Genomic DNA, 18,972 nt, shown 5'->3' with positions numbered 1-18,972 from the left:
CTCAAGAAAGAGGAGTGCATGAGCCGCGATTTTGAAAAATGTATTCTTTGCATCGGCGCCGGATATGTCGGCGGCCCGACCATGGCGGTCATCGCTTCCAAGTGCCCGCAGTACAAAGTCATCGTGGTGGATGTCGACCAGGGCAAGATCGCGGCCTGGAATTCAGACCGTCTGCCGGTCTATGAGCCGGGATTGAATGAAATTGTAACCGCCGTCCGGGGGAAGAATCTTTTTTTTTCCACGGATGTTCAGGCGGCTGTGTCCGAGGCGGAAATTATTTTCGTCAGCGTCAACACGCCCACCAAGACTTCGGGCGTGGGTGCCGGCATGGCCGCGGACCTTCGTTACTGGGAAAATATCGCCCGTCAGCTTCGGCAGTGGTCCACGACGCCCAAAATCGTGGTGGAGAAGAGTACGGTGCCGGTCCGGACGGCCCAGGCCATGGAGCGGATCCTGTCCGTTGACGGGGGAAAAGACCGGTTTGAGGTTCTGTCCAATCCCGAATTTCTGGCCGAAGGCACTGCCGTCGCCAACCTGGAGCATCCGGACCGGGTTCTGATCGGATCCCGCCAGACCGAAAGCGGCCTCCTCGCCAGGGACGCGCTGGTCGACGTCTACGCCAACTGGGTCAGCCGCGACCGGATTCTGACCTCCAACATCTGGAGCAGCGAACTGGCCAAGCTGGCCTCCAACGCCTTTCTGGCCCAGCGCGTTTCTTCCATCAACACCATCGCCAATATCTGCGAGAACACCGGCGCGGATGTATCGGAAGTCTCCCGGGCCGTGGGCATGGACGGTCGCATCGGCGACCGGTTTTTGAAAGCCGGCCTGGGATTCGGCGGCTCCTGTTTCAAAAAAGACATATTGAGCCTGGTCTATCTGTGCCGGGAGTTCGGCGCCGACAGCGAGGCGGATTACTGGGAGAGCGTGGTAGGGATAAACGAGCGGCAGAAGGAGCGCTTTGTGCACCGCATGGTCAGGGCCATGTTCGGTACCCTGGCGGAAAAGAAGATCGCCATCTTCGGTTTCGCCTTCAAGCCGGACACCGGCGATATCCGGGAAGCGCCGGCCATCGACGTGGTCAAGCGGCTCCTGGCCGAAGGCGCCCGCCCGGTGATTACCGATCCGAAAGCCCTGGATAATGCCAGAAAGACCTTCGGCGAGGGCAAGGACTGGATCTCCTATTCCGAGGATCCATACCGGGCCGCGGAAGGCTGCCACGCCATTGCCCTGGTGACCGAGTGGGATCTGTATCAGAAGCTGGATTACGAAAAGATATATCAGACCATGGAAAAGCCGGCCTTTTTCTTCGATGGCCGTAATGTCATCGATCATCGCCGGCTTTATGAAATCGGGTTTAATGTTTACACGGCCGGGCGGCCCCCCCTGGTCCATTTCTGATGGCGAAGCGAAAAACCCGATATCGGCGTTGCGCCGCATCCCTCGGAATTTCACGTACGGTCAAGTACGTTGCATTCCTCGGAATTTGCGCGCCTTGATCTCGGGCTTTTCTCTTCGCCATCGAAAGTGGCGGTTTGCTCGAATTTTTCCTGTTTGGATCGATCACGGATGGAAGAAGGAGTCGGACGGGTGAATATTTATGATAAACAACGGATTCTGGTCACCGGCGGGGCCGGTTTTATCGGCTCCCATCTGTGCGAGCGGTTGCTGGCGGACGGCAGCGAGGTGGTCTGCCTGGATAATTTTTTTACCGGCCGGAGGCGTAATATCGCCCATCTGCTGGACAACCCCGGTTTCGAACTCCTGCGGCACGACCTGGTGAATCCGCTGGTGATCGAGGTGGACCGGATTTATAATATGGCCTGCCCGGCTTCTCCGGTGCACTACCAGTACAATCCGGTCAAGACCATCAAAACCAACGTTCTCGGCGCCATTCATATGCTGGGCCTGGCCAAGCGGGTCCGCGCCCGAATTCTCCAGGCGTCCACCAGCGAAGTCTACGGCGATCCGGAGGTCCATCCCCAGACGGAAGATTACCGGGGGCATGTCAACCCCATCGGCCCGCGGGCCTGCTATGACGAGGGCAAACGCTGCGCCGAAACCCTCTTTTTCGATTATCACCGCCAGAACGGCGTGGATATCCGGGTGGTCCGCATATTCAATACCTACGGCCCCCGGATGCATCCGGATGACGGCCGGGTGGTCAGCAATTTCATCATGGCCGCCCTGACCGGCCGGGATATCACCGTTTACGGAGACGGCTCCCAGACCCGGTCCTTCTGCTATGTCGATGATCTGGTGGAAGGACTGGTGCGGATGATGGCCGCGGAAAATTTTACCGGCCCGGTCAACCTGGGCAATCCCGCCGAGATGACGGTACGGGAACTGGCCGAGGCCGTCATCGACCTGACCGGGTCGCGATCAGCCATCGTCTATAAACCGCTGCCGGCGGATGATCCCCGGCGGCGCCGGCCGGACATCACCCTGGCCGGGCAGCGACTGGGATGGGAACCGACGGTTCCACTGAAGGAAGGTCTGAAAAAAACCATCGCTTACTTTGAATCCGTGCTCCGGGATTGACCCGGCCCATCTTCTGACTCATCTTCATGATGGAAAGAGACACCTGACCCAATGAAACGGAAAAAAGCACTGATAACCGGAATCACCGGGCAGGACGGCGCCTATCTGGCGGAATTTCTGCTGAACAAGGGGTACGAAATTCACGGCATCAAGCGGCGGGCATCCCTGCTCAACACCGCCCGGGTCGATCATTTGTACCATGACCCCCACGAAAAGGATGTCCGTTTTTTCATGCACTACGGAGACCTGACCGACGCCACCAATCTGATCCGTATCATCCAGGACGTGCAGCCGGATGAAATTTATAACCTGGGTGCCCAGAGCCACGTCAAGGTGTCGTTCGAATCGCCGGAATACACGGCCGACGTGGACGGGGTCGGTGCCCTGCGACTGCTGGAAGCGGCCCGGATTCTGGGCGTGGAAAAGGAGGTCCGGTTTTACCAGGCCTCGACCTCGGAGCTTTACGGGAAAGTGCAGCAGACGCCTCAGACCGAGAAGACGCCTTTTTATCCCCGGTCACCCTATGGCTGCGCCAAGCTGTATGCCTACTGGTGCACGGTCAATTACCGGGAGGCCTACGGCATGTTCGCCTGCAACGGGATCCTCTTCAACCACGAATCCCCCATCCGGGGCGAAACCTTCGTCACCCGAAAGATCACCCGGGCGGCCGCTCGCATTGCCGGCGGTATCCAGGATTGTCTCTACCTGGGCAACCTGGACTCCCTCCGGGACTGGGGCCATGCCAGAGATTACGTCCGGGCGCAGTGGCTGATGCTGCAGCAGGATCGGCCCGATGATTACGTGGTGGCTACCGGGCAACAGCGCTCGGTGCGGGATTTCTGTGATAACGCCTTTGCCCGGGCGGGCATCCGCCTGGCCTGGAAAGGCCGCGGCATTGATGAACAGGGCGTGGTGGACAGCCTGATCCCGGACGCGCCGCTGGTGGGAAAATACGGCCGGGCGGATGAATTAAAACGCCTGACGCCGGGACGACCGATTATCTTTGTCGATCCGTCGTATTTCCGGCCGGCCGACGTGGTCTCTCTGATCGGGGATGCCGCCAAGGCTCGCCGGGAACTGGGGTGGGTACCCGAAATATCTTTTGACGAACTGGTCGAGGAGATGGTGGACTGGGACTTCCGGGACGCCTGCCGGGAAGCGGTTTGCCGCGCCAGCGGATATCCCCTTCCGGACAGTGTCGAGGAGCGCATGTAGGCCCGGGCCTTGCAGGCGGGGCGCCTTGCGGATAATGGTCGTATGAACAGAGACACGGTTATTTACATCGCCGGGCACCGCGGTCTGGCGGGGTCGGCCATCACGGATAAGTTCCAGGCCGAAGGGTTCCGGAACCTGATCGTCCGGACTCATGACGAGCTGGACCTGACCCGCCAGGCCGATACCGAGGCGTTTTTCCGGAAAACCCGTCCCGAGGTTGTGATCATGGCGGCCGCCCGGGTGGGCGGTATCATGGCCAACCACACCTATCCGGCCGAATTCATTTATACCAATCTGGCCATCCAGACCAACATCATCCACGCCGCTTATACCGTCGGCGTGCGCCGGCTGGTGTTTCTGGGCTCATCCTGCATCTATCCGCGGGAATGTCCCCAGCCGATGAGAGAAGATCATCTGCTGACCGGACCGCTGGAGGCCACCAATGAACCTTACGCCGTGGCCAAAATTGCCGGCATCAAAATGTGCCAGTCCTATAACCGTCAATACGGCACGCGCTATATCACCCTCATGCCGACCAACCTCTACGGACTCCGGGACAATTTCGACCTGGAGACCAGTCATGCCCTGCCCGCCCTCATCCGGAAATTCCACGAGGCCAGGGTTGCCGGCAGACATCAGGTGGAGGTATGGGGAACCGGCCGACCCCGTCGCGAGTTTCTGCACGCGGACGATCTGGCGGCCGCCTGTTTTTTCACCCTCAATCTGCCGGACGACGCCTACCTCTCCCTCACCGCCGGCGGCGTTACCCCCCTGGTGAATGTCGGTGCGGGACGGGACATTACCATCGCCGAGCTGGCCCGTATGGTCAGGGATATCGTCGGTTTTGAAGGAGATATCGTCTTTGACGCCTCCCGGCCCGATGGTACTTTTCAGAAGCTCCTGGATGTTTCCCGGATGAGCGCCCTGGGGTGGCAGGCCTCGATTTCTCTTAAAGACGGCATCACCCGGACTTACCGGTGGTGTCTGGAGGCCGGTGTTTTTTAACTGCTGTCCATCAATGGCCTTTACCCGTATTCTCCTTGACAAGGCGCTGAATCCTCTGGCGCGGTTAACAAAAGACACGCCCCCGTTAAAAAGTTGTTTTATTTATCGCGGGCATGTTTTATGCATGGATGATAAAAAGTCCGGTGCCGTGTTCTATTATTAATAAGGTAGGTCCGGTGACGCAGCCCGAAATTTGAGCGCAACACACAAATCGAGCCCGAAAGCAATTTTTAGAGGGCGCTTAATAGCGCTTTGATTGGGAACTGGTATAAGAAAAAGAAATGACGACGATATCTTATAAAGAATATCCCGAGAAACCGGTGGTGATTGACAACCTTCCGGTCCTGTTCATGAAGCAGTCGAAATTTGTTCCCCTGGTACTGGAGGGCGATCGGCTCAAAATCGCCATGGCCGATCCGGGCGATTTTTACACCCTCGACACCCTGAAGCTCGCCTGCAACCTCCGTGTCGAGGCCTGCCGCGGAAATGAAGAGGATATCCTGGCGGCCATCGAGCGTCTTTACGGCTCCGGAAGCCAGTCCATGGAAATGATCATCGAGGAGGCCGGCAAGGATACCGACGATATCACCTCGGAGGGCATTATCGACGCCGATCATCTCCGGGATATCGCTTCCGAAGCCCCCATCATCCGGCTGGTCAACCGGCTGATTCTCAACGCGGTCGAGGCCGGAGCCAGCGATCTCCATTTCGAGCCCTTTGAAAATGAATTCAAGGTCCGCTACCGCATCGACGGCGTACTGCACAACGTGGAATCCCCTCCCAACCGTCTGAAGGACGCCATCATTTCCAGGGTCAAGATCATGGCCAAAATGGATATCGCCGAACGGCGGCTGCCCCGGGACGGGAGAATCAAGCTCAAAGTGCTCGACCGGGAGATCGATTTCCGGGTGTCCACCCTGCCCACCATGTTCGGAGAAAGCCTGGTCATGCGGGTGCTGGACCGGGAATCGTTGATTCTGGATCTTGAGAAACTCGGGCTGCCCGACACCCTGCTTCCCCAATATATCGAGCTGATCACCAAGCCTTACGGGATGATCCTGGTGACCGGCCCCACCGGCAGCGGCAAGACGACCACGCTTTACACCACCCTGGCCAAGGTCAATTCCCCGGAGAACAAGATCATCACCCTGGAAGAACCGGTGGAGTACCAGCTGCGGGGGGTCAACCAGGTTCAGGTCAACACCAAGATCGGCATGACCTTCGCCAACGGGCTGCGCTCCATTGTGCGCCAGGACCCGGACATCATCCTGGTCGGGGAAATCCGGGACCGCGAAACCGCCGAGACCGCCATCCAATCGGCCCTCACCGGCCACCTGCTGTTCAGCACCCTGCATACCAACGACGCCGCCGGCGCCATTACCCGGCTCCTGGATATCGGCGTGGAGAATTTCCTGCTCAGTTCCACCCTGCTGGGGATCCTGGCCCAGCGCCTGGTCCGGGTGATCTGTCCCCATTGCCGCCGGCAAATCGAACCCGAGTCCAAGCTGCTCAAAGCGATGAATGTATCCCCTGACGAGATCCGGGGGGTGACGTTCTTCGCCGGGAGCGGCTGCGATCAGTGCAATCACACCGGGTTCAAGGGCCGGATCGGAATTTTCGAGTATATTTTTGTCGATGACGATATCCGACGGGAAATCATGGCCCGGGCCACCGCCGAACGGATCAAGACGGTGGCCCTGGAAAAGGGGATGCTGACCCTGCGCCAGGACGGCTGGGACAAGGTCAAAAGGGGAATCACCACCATCCCGGAAGTATTGAAGGTAACCCTCGAGAAATAAGATGCCCGCCTATTCGTATAAAGCCACCGATGCCGGGGGAAAGCTGATCGCCGGTACCCTGGACGCCGCCAGCGAGAAGGACGCCGTGGCCTTGATCCAGGGCATGCAGTGTATCCCCATCCGGATCAGCCCCGCCGGCGGAAGCCGCCTGGGCCTGAACGCCGACCTGTCCGGCGCGCTTTCGCTTCTGATCAACCGGGTCTCCACCCGGGAGGTGGTCGCCTTCACCCAGGACCTTTCCACGCTGCTGTCGGCCGGGGTGCCGCTGGACCGGGCCCTGGCCATATTGATCGATGTCGCCGCCGGGGACCGGTTCCGGGAAATCGTCCGGGATATTCTCAAAAGCGTTCAGAGCGGCAGTTTCCTGTCCGGGGCCCTGGAAAAATATCCCCGGGTGTTTTCTCCCTTTTATGTCAGCATGGTCCGGGCCGGGGAGGCGGGCGGCGTTCTGGAAGACGTGCTCATGAGGCTCGGCGCTTTTATGGAAAGTTCCCAGGATTTCCGGGACTACATCAAGTCCGCCATGATCTATCCCCTGTTCCTGCTGCTGGTGGGCGGCGTTTCCATTATTATCCTGCTGACCTTTGTCATGCCTAAATTTTCAGTCATTTTTGCCGACATGGGCCAGGCCATACCGTTATCCACCCGGATACTGCTGGCCCTGGGCGCGATCCTGAAAACCTGGTGGCCGCTGATTCTGGGCGGGACGGCGGCCGCATTCGTCCTTATCCGCCGGTGGCTGTCAACACCCGCCGGCGGCCGGCGCCTGGACTCGTGGAAAATGCGCTTTCCGGTTGTCCGGGAGCTGGTCAGAAAAATCGAGGTGGCCCGGTTCGCGCGCACCCTGGGCACGCTGGAACAGAGCGGCGTACCCATTCTGCAGGCGTTGAGCCTGGTCCGGGACATTATCCGCAACCGGGTGATTTCCGAGGCCCTTGAAGCCGTTTATACCCGGGTGAAAAAAGGCGAAAAGCTTTCCCGGTCGCTGACGGAAATCGCCGCTTTCCCGCCCCTGGCGATTCAGATGATCATCGTCGGCGAGGAAACCGGCCGGCTGGGGGAGATGCTCCTGCGGGTGGCGGAAAATTACGAGAAGGCCTCCCGGGAAACGATCCGGCGGCTGGTCAGCCTGCTGGAACCGGCCATGATTCTCGGGATGGGCGTGGTGGTGGGCTTTATCGTCATCTCGATGATGATGGCCATATTCGGCATGAACGACATGCCGTTCTGAAGGAGTGCGAATACATGAATATTTCAAGAAACGAAAAGGGGTTTACCCTGATTGAACTGCTGATTGTCATGGTCATCCTGGGACTGCTGGCGGCCCTGGTCGGCCCGAAAATGTGGAACAAGGTCGGTTCTTCCAAACTGAAAGCCGCCAAGGCCCAGATCGCGCTTTTTGAAACGGGTCTGGATACCTACCGGCTCGACGTCGGCCGTTATCCGACCACCCCGCAGGGGTTCGGCGCCCTCCGGGTCAAGCCCGAGGGCGTGGACGGGTGGGACGGACCCTATCTTGCCAAGGAAATCCCTTTAGATCCCTGGGGACGTTCCTATGTCTATGAATCCCCCGGACGGCACGGTGATTATGACATTTACTCCCTGGGGGCCGACGGCCAGCCCGGCGGAGAAGGCGAGGACAGAGATGTGGTCAGCTGGACGAATTAAGGCCGCCGGGGCGGAACGCCTGCGCTCCCGGTATCCGGGCGGCTTTACGCTGCTCGAGCTGATCGTCGTACTGGCCATTATCAGTCTGATGTCCGCCCTGATCGTTCCCCGATTGTCCGGGCCACTGGGTAATCTGGAACTGAAGACAACGGCCCGGACCATCTCGGCGTCCCTGCGGTACGCCAGAAGCCGGGCTGCGGCGGAAAAGACGGTTTACGCCGCCCTGTTTGATCTGGACAAAAACCGCCTGGTCATTGTGGACCCCCCTCTTACCATGGGAGACTTCCGCGTCAACCATCGGGTAACCATGGAGCGCAAGCTGCTGGCGTCTTTAGACCGGCAGAAAGATTTCAGGACCTATCTTCCGCCCGATGGCGTCAGGCTGGCCGAGGGAACCTTCCGGGGGGACCGCTTCCAGACCGGCCTTTTTCCGGTCTATTTTTTTCCCGGCGGCGGCAGCAGCGGCGGCGAGATAACGGTGGTCAACACGCAAGGCCGGCGATACCGGGTCTCCGTCGACATGATCACCGGATCGGTGCGGCTTTTCAGGGTGACGGCGTGATGAAAAAAGGTTTTACCCTGATCGAAGTCCTGGTCGCCATGTCCATCCTGGCCGTTTCCCTGGTGGTGATTCTGCAGCTCTTCTCGGGAGGGCTGAAATCCAGCCGGCTGTCGGACCGGTACACCCGCGGGATATTTTATGCGCGGGAAAAGATGGACGAGATCCTGCTGGCCGAAGCGCTCAGCCAGGGCGTCATTTCCGGAGAATTTGAGGACGGTTTTAAATGGCGTTCGGAAGCCCGGCGCCTAGAGATCGTCGATACGGGCGACGCCCCCGTTCCTTTTTATGCTTACGATATCAAGGTTGAGGTGGGATGGCAGGAAGGGGAAAAGGAAAAGCACTTTACCGTCAGCACCATCAAGCTGGTTGCCCCGGAAGGAGGCCGGATCTGATGCGCAATGCCGGCATCATGATCCATACCGGCAGGGAGGGGCGGCCAGTTCCCCGGCAGATCCCCGCCGGGAGCGGTTTTACCCTCCTGGAACTGATGATCTCCATGACCATCCTGGCCATGATGGTGGTGATCCTGTTCGGCGGTTTCCGGGTCGGTGTCCGGGCCTGGGAAAAGGGCGAGAACGATCTGGACGCCCGCCAGCGGCAGCGCATCGTACTGGATCTGCTCCGGCGTCAGCTGGCCTCCGTTTGCGCCACGGAGGTCCTGGACCCGAATGGTCAGGAGGTCCTGTTCCGGGGCGGCCCCAGGTCCATGGCCTTTGTATCTCATGTTTCCCTGGTTCCCGGCAGCCTGAACGGCCTGGCTTACGTGACCTATGCCGTTGACCGGGACAAGAGCGGGGGACCGGCGGAGCGCCTCGTTTTTTCCGAGACGGAAGTCGTTCAGGCCGGCGGAACGGCGGCTGCCCGGAACATGGATGGCGCCGGTTATGCCGAGCTTCTTTCCGGAGCGGAACGTATCGAATTTTCTTATCTGAAAAGCCGTCCCGATAATCGGGAGGCCCCGTGGCAGGAAACCTGGGATCCGGCCGTTGAAACGGCGCCACCCCGGGCCGTCCGGATCATGGTGAAAGGGAGCGAATCCAGGGCGCCGATTTATATGATCGCCGCCGCGGGAAGATAATTCCCGGATCGGGTAACGGGTATACCCCATGACACGTCTTTTAAAAAACCAGCGCGGTATCGCGCTCTTTCTGGTCCTGTGGGTCATGGCCCTGCTCACGGTCATTGCCGGAGAGTTCTGCCATGCCGTCCGCACGGAAGTGAATGTGACCCGCAATTTCAAGGAGGGGACGGAAGCCTACTATATCGCCGTGGCCGGGGTGTCCTGGGCCGTCGGGGAACTGGTCATGGATGACCTGACCCGGGGAGTGGAGCAGATGCCCGGCGGCGGCGGGGAACCGGCCGGTGACCGGCGGCGGTTCAATGTCGATATCCCCCCGGTCCCTTACGGAAACGGCCGGTTCAAGGTGGAAAAAGAGAATGAGAGCGGAAAGGTCAACCTGAACCGGGCCGGCGTGCCCCTGTTGCGAATGATGCTGAATGGTTTTTCGATCAGCCAGGAGACCCGTGACATCATTGTGGATTCCATCCTGGACTGGCGGGACAAGGACGGGCTTCGGCATGTCAATGGCGCGGAAAATGAATATTACCTGGCCCTGCCCGAACCCTATCAATGCAAAAATGGAGACTTTACCACCATTGAGGAATTGCTGCTGGTAAGAGGCGTCACCCCGGAAATTTTTTACGGCGGGCTGCGGGAGATGGTGTCGGTTTACCAGGAGATGGAAAAACGGGTAGAAGAAGGAACGCTGCGGAGATATGAGGCGGACTTCCACCGCATCAACATCAATGCCGCTTCTCCCCGGATGCTGCGGTCTTTTCCGGGAATGACGGAGGAGGCGGTCCGGGCCATTATCGCCTTTCGGGAGAAAAAGGATTTCCAGTCCCTGCCCGAAGTCTTTGCCGTGGTCGGTTCCGATAGCTACGCGGCTATTTCGTCCTATATCACCTTAAAGCCATCTCCCTATTACATCATCCGTTCGACGGGAATGCTTCCGGAGAGCCGGACCCGGCAGGGAGTGCAGGCGGTGGTGAAAATCGGGCGGTCGCTGCCAAAAGGATACGAAATCATCCAGTGGATCGATGATCTTGAATACCGGTCGTAACCGTGATATCTGTTCGTTATGGGCGCGTTTCTTGCAGAACGTGTGACTGACCGGATAAAATGTCAATCAGGGGGTTTTTGTTTTGTACTTGCAGGCAAGCGTCGGCGTCAATATCGAAAATAACCGGGTTTCGCTGGTTTACCTGAGAAGAACGCTCAAGGGGTTCTCCTTTGCCGGGCATGCCGCCTACCTTCTCGAAAAGGAGGGGCATAAAGATAAAGCCATTGAAATCAGCCGGCTGGTCAACGGGTTTTTAAACGCTCACGGGATCCTGTCGGCCGATATTTTTCTGGGTATTCAGCGGGATCGGGCGATACTTCGCTATATCGAACTGCCGCTGGCCGTGAAAGAGAATCTGCGGGGCTCCCTGGCCTATGAAATGGAAAAGTACGTGCCGCTGGACATCGCTGATATCTATTATGATTTTCAGATCATTGCCGAAGACAAAATATCCGGGACCCTGACGGTGCTTCTGATCGCCGTCAGAAAAGAATGGATCGACCCGTACCTGGACGGTGAAAACCGCCTGGGCCTGGGCATTTCGGGCGTTGAGATCAGTTCCACGGCCCTGGCCGGCGCGTTGCTCTGCCAGCCGGCCGGACAAAAGACCGATGCCCGGGCCTTTTTATCGATCAGCGACGGATATTTTGAGCTGGGCCTGGTGAAAGGCGGTTTGTTGAATTACTCCCGGCACGTGAAAACAGATCGTCCGGAAAACCGCCTGCACGGTCTGGTCAATGACGAAATAAGTCTGCTGCGAAAGGCCCTGGGCCCGGATCCGGATCCTCTGGAAGTGGTCTGCTGCGGGACTGGCGGCAGCCCGGCTGAACTGCTCGGGGAAAGGCAGGATGTCAGCCCCGTCTCCCCGAACCTGTCCGGAACCGGCCTGCCCCCGGATCTTCCGGCGGTTGCCTGGGGCCTGGCGCTGAAGGGAGTCCGGAAAACGCCCATGAACATCAATTTCCTTCCCCCCGGCGTCAGGAAAAAAGTCAGCAAGAAGGCCTTTTATGCGATGTTCGGCCTGATCGGTCTCCTGGCGCTGACGACCCTGGTGTGGGGCGGAAGCCTTTTTTTGCATCAGCGGCGGGTTGCCGGCCGGCTGGAGGCTGAACTCAAACGGCTTGGCGCGGAAGTCGAGACGATTCAGCAGACCCGGGATCAGGTCAGGGCGATGGAAGTCCGGCTGGAGGCGATCAACAGCCTGCGCCGGGGCCATGTGCCCGTACTGGAAATCCTGCGGCAATTGAGCGGCGAAGTCCCAGCGGACGCCTGGTTCACCAGGTTTTCGATCGTTGACGGCAAGGGAGACGTGGAAGGATCCGCCAATTCAGCCTCGGCGTTGATTCCGCTTCTGGCGGCCTCTCCCCGGCTGGGGGAGGTGTCTTTTCTGTCTCCCATCACCAAAGATAATGACGGCAAGGAAAAGTTCCGAATCGGGTTTACGGTAAAATAATCATGTTAAAACCGCTCAGCGTTGTAAAAGGGTATATGGCCGGCCTGCAATCGCCCGCCGTCAAAAGGGCGGCGGCTGTCTGGGCGCAGATCATGGCCGACAGGCGAAGGCGGTATATCCTTGCCGCCGGGGCGGGGTTGCTTCTGCTGGGCCTGGTGTACCGGCTGTATCCTTCCGATGGCGGGATGGATGGCGGCGACGGGGGGCTTGATGCCGCCAGGAAAAGGGTCGCCAAGTACCGGCAGGTGGTCAACGGCAGGAGCGCCCTGGAGGCCCGGCTGTCTACCCTGAAAAAATCGTTGCAGCAGGCCGAAGCCGGTCTGCTAACCGGGCAGACCCCGGCCCTGGCGGCGGCGGATCTTCAGAACGCGCTCGGTGAAATCGCCCAGGCCGGCGGCGTCGAGATCAAGAGCATGCAGGTGCTGCCGTCCCCGGAAGGGAAAACGGAATCGGAAGTGTTTATCAGCGTGCCGGTTCAAATCAGTACCACGCTGACCGCCAGGCAACTGAAGGATATGCTGTACCGGATTGAGACGTTCCCCCGGTTTTTTCTGACCGTACAGTGGATCCGGATCAACACCGTCGGGGCCGGGGATCCCGGAATGATCCGGTGTGACATGGCCGTTGCCGGCATCATGAAAAAAGTGAAGGAGTGAGGACGGCGAATGTTTCCGGCATCTTCGAAAATATGGCTGGTGAATCTCGCGCTGGCGGTCGCCGTTGTGCTGACGGGAATCATGAGCTTGGAGGTGTGGACGGGACCGGACGAAATGATTCCTGAAATTGAGGCCGTCGCGGACACGGCAGCCCCGTCCCCCGAGGTCAGTCTGGCTGCAAGGGGGACGTCCCCGGAGGGGGCTTATAGTATCGTGGTCGAAAAAAACCTGTTTTCACCCGACCGTTCGGATCCCCTGGCGGCGGGTGCCGGACCGGGCCGGCCCCGTCTTTCCGAGAAGAATATCTATCTTTACGGTATCGTGATCCTTGACGGCCGGACCCAGGCCCTTGTCAGTGACCCTGAATCCGGAACCAGAGCCGCCGGCGCTAGAGCCGGAGACAAATGGGTCCGGGTGGGCGACCGCATCGGCAATTTCAGCGTGGCGGAGATCGGCCGGGACCGGATCGTTCTGAAGGACGGCGCCGACCGGTATGACGTGCTCCTGTATGATGAGAACAAACCGGTCAGCATGAAAAGCGAGGAATTGCCGCCGGCGACGCCCACGGTGGTCGTGACCGGATCGGACAAGGCCGCGCCGGAAGCGGCACCGGACGCACCGGCCGCACCGGCCGAGCGGGCGGCGGCTGAAAAGGGACCTTCTTCCTCTTCCGCGTTCGCCCCCGGATCGCCGGCAGGATCCGGCGAAAAACCCGGCGAATATAAAATTGTCGATACGCCGTTTGGACCCATTAAACGAAGAGTGGAATAAAGCATATGAAACCGATGACAGCGATTCTGTGTGGCATGTTCTTTTTCATTTTTTCCTCCACGGGTTGCGCCGGCTCCGCTGCCCGGAGCCAGGACAGTTCTGTTTCGCCGCTGCCGGCGGCTTCCGACCAGACGGCCGGAACCGTTACCGTCGTGGCGGGGAAGACTTCCGCCGGCGATGAGGGAGAGACGGAAACCATACCCACCGCCTTCGGTGAGGTGAAACGCCAGAAAACCAGGACGGCCGCGGCGGAGCAGAGCGGCCTTCAGGCAGAGGAGGGGTATGAGATCATATCCACTCCCTTTGGTTATGTGAAAAGAAAGAAACGGCCGACGGGAAAAGATCCCGAACCGACCGCTTCCCCGGCCAAGGCGGCCGGCGAGTCTCCCGCGCCTGAAACGGCCCCGGCAGCTGAATTATCGACGCCGGCGTCTACCCGGCCTTCTGTCGCATTGCCCGCGTCGCAGGAGCCGGCGGTTTCCAAACCGGGAACCGGCCAGCCAGAAACGGCGTTGCCGGCGACCGGGGACGACGACATCCCGGTCCTGACCGTGCCCGGAGCAGCGGATGGCCATGGCGCTTCCGACCGACCGGGTCAGATCCGGTTTGATTTTGACGACGCCGACCTGGCTTCCGTGGTCCGGGTCATGGCCGATCATTTGAACATCAGCTATATTATCGATCCGGGCATCACCGGCAAAGTGACCATTCATACAGCCGGTCATATCAAGGCTTCGGATGTGTTTCCCATTTTTTACCAGATGCTGGAGGTGAACGGTCTGACGGCCGTCCGGGAACAAAACGTCTATCGTATCGTAAAACTCAAGGATGCTTCGCGAATGCCGATTGCGTCGAGGCCGACGGGAGATAGCGCGGACATCCCGCCCGAGGAACGGATCATTCTCCAGATCATCCCCTTGCGGTTCATATCCGCCGAGGAGATCAGCAAGGTCATTACTCCTTTTGTCTCTCCGGATGGCGCGATTATCGCGGAAGGGGCATCCAACACCCTGCTGGTGGTGGATAAGGGGATCAATATTTACAAAATCCTCAATCTGGTGGAGGTGTTTGACGTCAGCATTTTTGAAAAAACCACATACCGGTTTTACACCCTGGAAAACGTTGACGCGACGGATATGGCCGACACCCTCGGCAAGGTGGCACCGCTTTCTCCCGATGGCGCCAAGGGCGAAGTCCGGTTCATTCCCATTGAATGGATGAATGCCCTGCTGGTGGTCAGTTCGAGTGCCGACGTCTTTGGCCGGGTGGATGCCCTGATCCGTCAACTGGATATTCCCAGTGAAGGGGCCAGACCCCAGATTTATGTTTACCCGGTGAAAAACGGCATGGCCGTGGACCTGGGCGAAACGCTGCGGGCCATATTCGGCGTGAGCGGCGAGCAGATCAAACAAGATCAGCGGGAAGTCGTGCCCACCAATCCCTTTGCCAAAGGTTACAAAAGCAAGGCAAAAGAGACGTCGAAAACGGAAACAACGGAAAAAGCGGAGACCACGGACAGGCCGGAAACGTCGGTCAAACCGGCGGCGGCCACGGTTACCACGACTTCAACCGGAAAGGGCCCCTCGTCCACCTTGCGGGGCGATGTCCGGATTACCGAGGACCAGATACGAAACGCCCTGGTCATCGAAGCCATTCCCAGCGATTACAAACTCATCGAAAATATTCTGGAGCGACTTGATGTCCTGTCGCGACAGGTCCTGATCGATGTGATCATCGCCGAAGTGACCCTGGGGGAGGGGATGGAAATGGGCGTCGAATGGACCTTCAAGAAGGGCGACTGGACGGATAATGGTTCCCTGGCGGCCAAGATCGGATCTTCCGGTCTTCAGTATGCCGTCGGCTTTTCCAGCGAATGGCTGGCCGCGCTGAACGCCATGGCCAACGACAGCAAGCTCAATATTATTTCCTCCCCCAGCGTCCTGGCTTCGGACAACAAACAGGCCAGAATCGACGTGACCACCGAGGTGCCCATTCCCAGTACCAATTACACCTACGTGACTGACGGCGACAACGTGCTGGAGACCAGTGTCGAGTACCGGGATACGGGGGTTATCCTCGATGTTACCCCGCATATCAATGAATACGGTCTGGTCACCATGGACATCAATCAGGAGGTCAGTAACGTGGGCTCTCTGATCAAAGTGGCCGGCGAGGACTACTACTCCTTTGACACGCGCAAGATCGTGACGACCCTGACGGTCAGACACAGCCAGTCCATTGTCATCGGCGGGCTGATCAGCAACCAGAAGAAAAAGGCGGCCTCCGGGGTCCCCTGGCTGGTCAAGATACCGATCATCCGCTGGCTGACGGGAACGGCCGAGGACGAAGAAAAGAAGTCCGAACTGATCGTCATGATTACCCCTCATGTCATTACCAGCCTGGAGGATGTGGATGCCGTCAGCGCCGAGTTTAAAAATAAAATTGACGACATAAAAACAGTGTTTAAGTGATTAAGTTTTAAGTGGTTAAGTGATTAAGTGGTTAAGTTTTAAGTGATTAAGTGATTAAGTGGTTATGGGATTATGGGATTTTATTTAGATCTTATTTTCCATCATCGGGGTGTTTTCACATTACCTCTTTTCGAGTGTTACGATCTCTGTTCATGTGCCTTGAGCTCAAACCAAAAATCTGATTTACGCCCCACAGACACAACCACCTAAATCACTTAACCACTTAATCACTTAACCACTTAAAACTTAATCACTTAAAACTTAACCACTTAAAACTTAACCACTTAAAACTTAACCACTTAATTGAAAGTACCGGCTATTATCCGTAAATCCTGCCCGCCGCGCGTTTTCAGCGGGCGGCTGCTTTTATTTCTGCTCTGCCTGACTTTCCCGGCGGCGATCGGTCCGCGCGGGGTCGATGCCGGTGCGCCCAGGGCGGCGGTCTTTGTCTCCCAGGATATCCGGCCATATATTGAAGCCGTGGAGGGCATAAACGCGGCTCTGGCGGAGGAGGGGAAAGCGGATGTTGAGGTGTTCTCCCTGGCCAAGATCGAGGGGAAAAGCCGCGACCTTCTTCTGGAGCGGGTGACCGACGCGGAATTCGCCCTTTCCATCGCTATCGGGCCGGAAGCCGTGAAACTCGTGTCTCAGGCGGAATCTCCGGGAAAGCCGCCCTGGATGTATTCCATGATTCTCAATCCGCCCAGCGTGTGCCGGAAGGCGGAAACGGCCTGCGGCGTTTCCCTGGATCTACCGGCGCGCCAGCAGCTCGAGATGATCGCCCGGGGGCTGCCCGCCGTCAAACGCCTGGGTCTTCTCTTCGATCCCCAGTGCAACGGCGATTTTTCAGGTACCGCCGCCAGCGAAGCCGGTTCTTTCCATTTGAGCCTTGTTCCCCTGCCGGTTTCGTCCAAAAAGGATATCCCCGCTGTTTTAAAAGAGCACTGGCAGGATATCGACGCCCTGTGGCTGATTCCCGATCAGACCGTCATATCGGAAAGCATCGTGCAGTACATTATCAAGGAGGCCCTGCTGGCGGGCGTGCCGGTGGTCGGTTATAACCGGTTTTTTTACGAGAGCGGCGCCGCCCTGGCTTTTGTCTTTGACTACAAAGACCTGGGCCGGCAGACCGGCCGGCTGGCGGCCGGCGTACTCGGCGGCAGACCCTGTGAAAAAGAGTCTCCGGTCTTCCGCGTCTGGCGGAACCGCCGGGTGATCAACAAACTGGGGCTCGGCGTTCCCGAAACGGCTGCACCGCCGATCGAGGAGGGACCGTGAAAAATCCGGGCATCCATGTCAGGGTCCTTCTGGCCACCGTGATGATCATCGGGCTGACCACCTCGACGTTAAGCTATATCGGTGTCAGCATCACCCACCAGTTCGCCCAGAAACGGTTCGAGGAGCACATTTCGTTTCTGGCCAAGTATCTGGCCCTCAACGCCGAACTGGGTATCCTGCTCGACGACCGGGCCATGCTCGAGCGGCTGGCCGTCAACCTGCTGTCGGAAAGGGACGTGGTCGGCGTGGTGATCCTGGACGCCAACGGCCGGGAGATGATCCGGGCACCCGGTGTTTTTTCCGAAAAATTTCCCGTCATGGAAGCGCCGGTATTGCTGGCGGAGACGCGGGAGGAGAGCCGGGCTTTCGGGTACGAGGGGCAATCCCGGGAACGACGGATCGGCCAGGTGCAGATCCGGTACAGCACTGCCGGTATCGATCAGCTCTGGGAAACCATGGTCCTCTATTTTATCTGGATCGCCGCCGGCCTGACCTGTCTGGCGGGGCTGGTTTTCTATTTTATCTCCCGCTCCCTGGTGGCGCCGGTCAAGGAACTGGCCAAGGCGGCCGGGAGGGTGGCCCTGGGCAATTTCAATTCCCGGGCCGAGCCGGGCAATCTGCCCGAAGCCAGGGAACTGGCGGTGGCCTTCAACGTCATGCTGGATTCCCTGGAGCGGCACCGATTGTCCCTGGAAAAAGCCACGGAGCAGGCCCGGCGGAACAAGACCCTGGCCGAAATGGGCGAGTTTTCCCTGATGATCGCCCACGAGCTGAAAAATCCGCTGGGCATCATCAAGAGCTCCCTGGATATGTTGAGAAAAGATTTTGACATCCCCAAGGATAATATACTGGCTTTTTACATTGAGGATGAGATCGCGCGGTTGAACCGACTGATCGGAGATTTTTTGATGTTTGCCCGTCCGGTGGCGCCCGCTTTCCAGCGCACGGACCTAAACGCCCTGCTCCGTGAGATCGTCAAGCGGTTCGAGCTTCAGGCCGCCGGCACTGTTCCCGACATCAGCGTGCAAATTCCGCCCGAGCCCTGTTTTGCCCAGGCGGATTCGGACCTGCTGATGAGGGCCGTGAGCAATATTCTGAAGAATGCGTATGATGTCAACGGTAACGACTGCCGGGTGGAGGTGAAGGCAATCCGCGCGGGAAATCTCTGGACGGCGGAGATCGCCGACAACGGGGAGGGAATCGTTGCCGAAAATATCGACAAGATTTTCAACCCCTTTTTTACCACCCGGACCAAGGGCGCCGGCCTGGGCCTGGCGTACACCGCCCGGGCGGTCAGGGCCCATGGCGGCATGATCAGTGCCGACAATCCGCCCGGGGGAGGCGCCCTGTTCCGGGTGGAGATCCCGGTGATTTCATGAAAAAGTCATGCGGAATAGATCATCAAATTACTGAATGAGGTAAAAACAAAT

Annotated in this window: 17 protein-coding genes; all 17 read left to right on the top strand. The window is 58.6% G+C overall.

The features are described 5' to 3' along the window. The first annotated feature begins 18 nt into the window (after positions 1–18). The 17 genes from AB1724_05520 to AB1724_05440 all read left to right on the top strand — a co-directional run bounded on the left by AB1724_05520 (position 19) and on the right by AB1724_05440 (position 18,921). Positions 19–1,401 carry a nucleotide sugar dehydrogenase gene (locus AB1724_05520; protein ID MEW6077247.1) on the top strand — a complete coding sequence of 461 codons (1,383 nt, stop codon included), beginning with the start codon at positions 19–21 and terminating at the stop codon, positions 1,399–1,401. A gap of 189 nt (positions 1,402–1,590) precedes the next feature. Then, positions 1,591–2,541 carry a UDP-glucuronic acid decarboxylase family protein gene (locus AB1724_05515; protein ID MEW6077246.1) on the top strand — a complete coding sequence of 317 codons (951 nt, stop codon included), beginning with the start codon at positions 1,591–1,593 and terminating at the stop codon, positions 2,539–2,541. A gap of 51 nt (positions 2,542–2,592) precedes the next feature. After that, on the top strand, positions 2,593–3,756 hold the full coding sequence (gene gmd / locus AB1724_05510) for a GDP-mannose 4,6-dehydratase (protein ID MEW6077245.1): 1,164 nt from the start codon (positions 2,593–2,595) through the stop codon (positions 3,754–3,756). A 42-nt stretch (positions 3,757–3,798) separates the two neighbouring features. Beyond that, positions 3,799–4,761 carry a GDP-L-fucose synthase gene (locus AB1724_05505; protein ID MEW6077244.1) on the top strand — a complete coding sequence of 321 codons (963 nt, stop codon included), beginning with the start codon at positions 3,799–3,801 and terminating at the stop codon, positions 4,759–4,761. A gap of 281 nt (positions 4,762–5,042) precedes the next feature. Then, positions 5,043–6,560, top strand: coding sequence for a type II secretion system ATPase GspE (gspE, locus tag AB1724_05500; protein MEW6077243.1), 1,518 nt, complete (start codon positions 5,043–5,045; stop codon positions 6,558–6,560). A gap of 1 nt (position 6,561) precedes the next feature. After that, a complete protein-coding gene (locus AB1724_05495) occupies positions 6,562–7,791 on the top strand; it encodes a type II secretion system F family protein (GenBank protein MEW6077242.1) in 1,230 nt (409 codons plus the stop codon). Positions 7,792–7,805: 14 nt separating this feature from the next. Further along, positions 7,806–8,228, top strand: a complete 423-nt coding sequence (gene gspG / locus AB1724_05490; GenBank protein ID MEW6077241.1) for a type II secretion system major pseudopilin GspG — start codon at positions 7,806–7,808, stop codon at positions 8,226–8,228. After that, on the top strand, positions 8,206–8,790 hold the full coding sequence (locus AB1724_05485) for a GspH/FimT family pseudopilin (GenBank protein MEW6077240.1): 585 nt from the start codon (positions 8,206–8,208) through the stop codon (positions 8,788–8,790). The genes gspG and AB1724_05485 overlap by 23 nt, the downstream gene beginning before the upstream one ends. Further along, positions 8,790–9,182: a type II secretion system protein gene (locus AB1724_05480; GenBank protein ID MEW6077239.1), complete on the top strand. Its 393-nt coding sequence runs from the start codon at positions 8,790–8,792 to the stop codon at positions 9,180–9,182. The genes AB1724_05485 and AB1724_05480 overlap by 1 nt, the downstream gene beginning before the upstream one ends. Continuing rightward, on the top strand, positions 9,182–9,868 hold the full coding sequence (locus AB1724_05475; protein ID MEW6077238.1) for a prepilin-type N-terminal cleavage/methylation domain-containing protein: 687 nt from the start codon (positions 9,182–9,184) through the stop codon (positions 9,866–9,868). Before AB1724_05480 ends, AB1724_05475 begins: the two co-directional genes overlap by 1 nt. A 28-nt stretch (positions 9,869–9,896) precedes the next feature. Further along, on the top strand, positions 9,897–10,913 hold the full coding sequence (locus AB1724_05470; protein ID MEW6077237.1) for a hypothetical protein: 1,017 nt from the start codon (positions 9,897–9,899) through the stop codon (positions 10,911–10,913). Between the two features lie 82 nt (positions 10,914–10,995). Next, positions 10,996–12,366: a PilN domain-containing protein gene (locus AB1724_05465; protein ID MEW6077236.1), complete on the top strand. Its 1,371-nt coding sequence runs from the start codon at positions 10,996–10,998 to the stop codon at positions 12,364–12,366. A 2-nt stretch (positions 12,367–12,368) separates the two neighbouring features. Next, on the top strand, positions 12,369–13,022 hold the full coding sequence (gspM, locus tag AB1724_05460; protein ID MEW6077235.1) for a type II secretion system protein GspM: 654 nt from the start codon (positions 12,369–12,371) through the stop codon (positions 13,020–13,022). Between the two features lie 9 nt (positions 13,023–13,031). Continuing rightward, positions 13,032–13,793 (top strand): hypothetical protein, encoded by a 762-nt coding sequence (locus tag AB1724_05455; protein ID MEW6077234.1) that lies wholly within the window; start codon positions 13,032–13,034, stop codon positions 13,791–13,793. A 5-nt stretch (positions 13,794–13,798) separates the two neighbouring features. Then, complete coding sequence (gspD, locus tag AB1724_05450) at positions 13,799–16,264, top strand: type II secretion system secretin GspD (GenBank protein ID MEW6077233.1); 2,466 nt, start codon at positions 13,799–13,801, stop codon at positions 16,262–16,264. A 303-nt stretch (positions 16,265–16,567) separates the two neighbouring features. Next, complete coding sequence (locus AB1724_05445) at positions 16,568–17,542, top strand: ABC transporter substrate binding protein (protein ID MEW6077232.1); 975 nt, start codon at positions 16,568–16,570, stop codon at positions 17,540–17,542. Further along, the gene (locus AB1724_05440) at positions 17,539–18,921 is read left to right on the top strand and encodes a HAMP domain-containing sensor histidine kinase (GenBank protein MEW6077231.1); all 1,383 of its coding nucleotides are present in this window, start codon (positions 17,539–17,541) and stop codon (positions 18,919–18,921) included. Before AB1724_05445 ends, AB1724_05440 begins: the two co-directional genes overlap by 4 nt. Positions 18,922–18,972 lie beyond the last annotated feature (51 nt).

Source organism: Thermodesulfobacteriota bacterium, assembly GCA_040753795.1.
In the GTDB taxonomy this organism is placed as follows: Bacteria; Desulfobacterota; Desulfobacteria; order Desulfobacterales; family Desulfosudaceae; genus JBFMDX01.
This window is presented reverse-complemented; position numbering and strand designations above follow the sequence as displayed.

Bases quoted from the DNA above. Each gene is read 5' to 3' on its own strand.
- AB1724_05520 (MEW6077247.1), top strand. From the start codon at position 19: ATGAGCCGCGATTTTGAAAAATGTATTCTTTGCATCGGCGCCGGATAT.
- gmd (MEW6077245.1), top strand. From the start codon at position 2,593: ATGAAACGGAAAAAAGCACTGATAACCGGAATCACCGGGCAGGACGGC.
- AB1724_05505 (MEW6077244.1), top strand. From the start codon at position 3,799: ATGAACAGAGACACGGTTATTTACATCGCCGGGCACCGCGGTCTGGCG.
- gspE (MEW6077243.1), top strand. From the start codon at position 5,043: ATGACGACGATATCTTATAAAGAATATCCCGAGAAACCGGTGGTGATT.
- AB1724_05495 (MEW6077242.1), top strand. From the start codon at position 6,562: ATGCCCGCCTATTCGTATAAAGCCACCGATGCCGGGGGAAAGCTGATC.
- gspG (MEW6077241.1), top strand. From the start codon at position 7,806: ATGAATATTTCAAGAAACGAAAAGGGGTTTACCCTGATTGAACTGCTG.
- AB1724_05485 (MEW6077240.1), top strand. From the start codon at position 8,206: ATGTGGTCAGCTGGACGAATTAAGGCCGCCGGGGCGGAACGCCTGCGC.
- AB1724_05480 (MEW6077239.1), top strand. From the start codon at position 8,790: ATGAAAAAAGGTTTTACCCTGATCGAAGTCCTGGTCGCCATGTCCATC.
- AB1724_05475 (MEW6077238.1), top strand. From the start codon at position 9,182: ATGCGCAATGCCGGCATCATGATCCATACCGGCAGGGAGGGGCGGCCA.
- AB1724_05470 (MEW6077237.1), top strand. From the start codon at position 9,897: ATGACACGTCTTTTAAAAAACCAGCGCGGTATCGCGCTCTTTCTGGTC.
- gspM (MEW6077235.1), top strand. From the start codon at position 12,369: ATGTTAAAACCGCTCAGCGTTGTAAAAGGGTATATGGCCGGCCTGCAA.
- AB1724_05455 (MEW6077234.1), top strand. From the start codon at position 13,032: ATGTTTCCGGCATCTTCGAAAATATGGCTGGTGAATCTCGCGCTGGCG.
- gspD (MEW6077233.1), top strand. From the start codon at position 13,799: ATGAAACCGATGACAGCGATTCTGTGTGGCATGTTCTTTTTCATTTTT.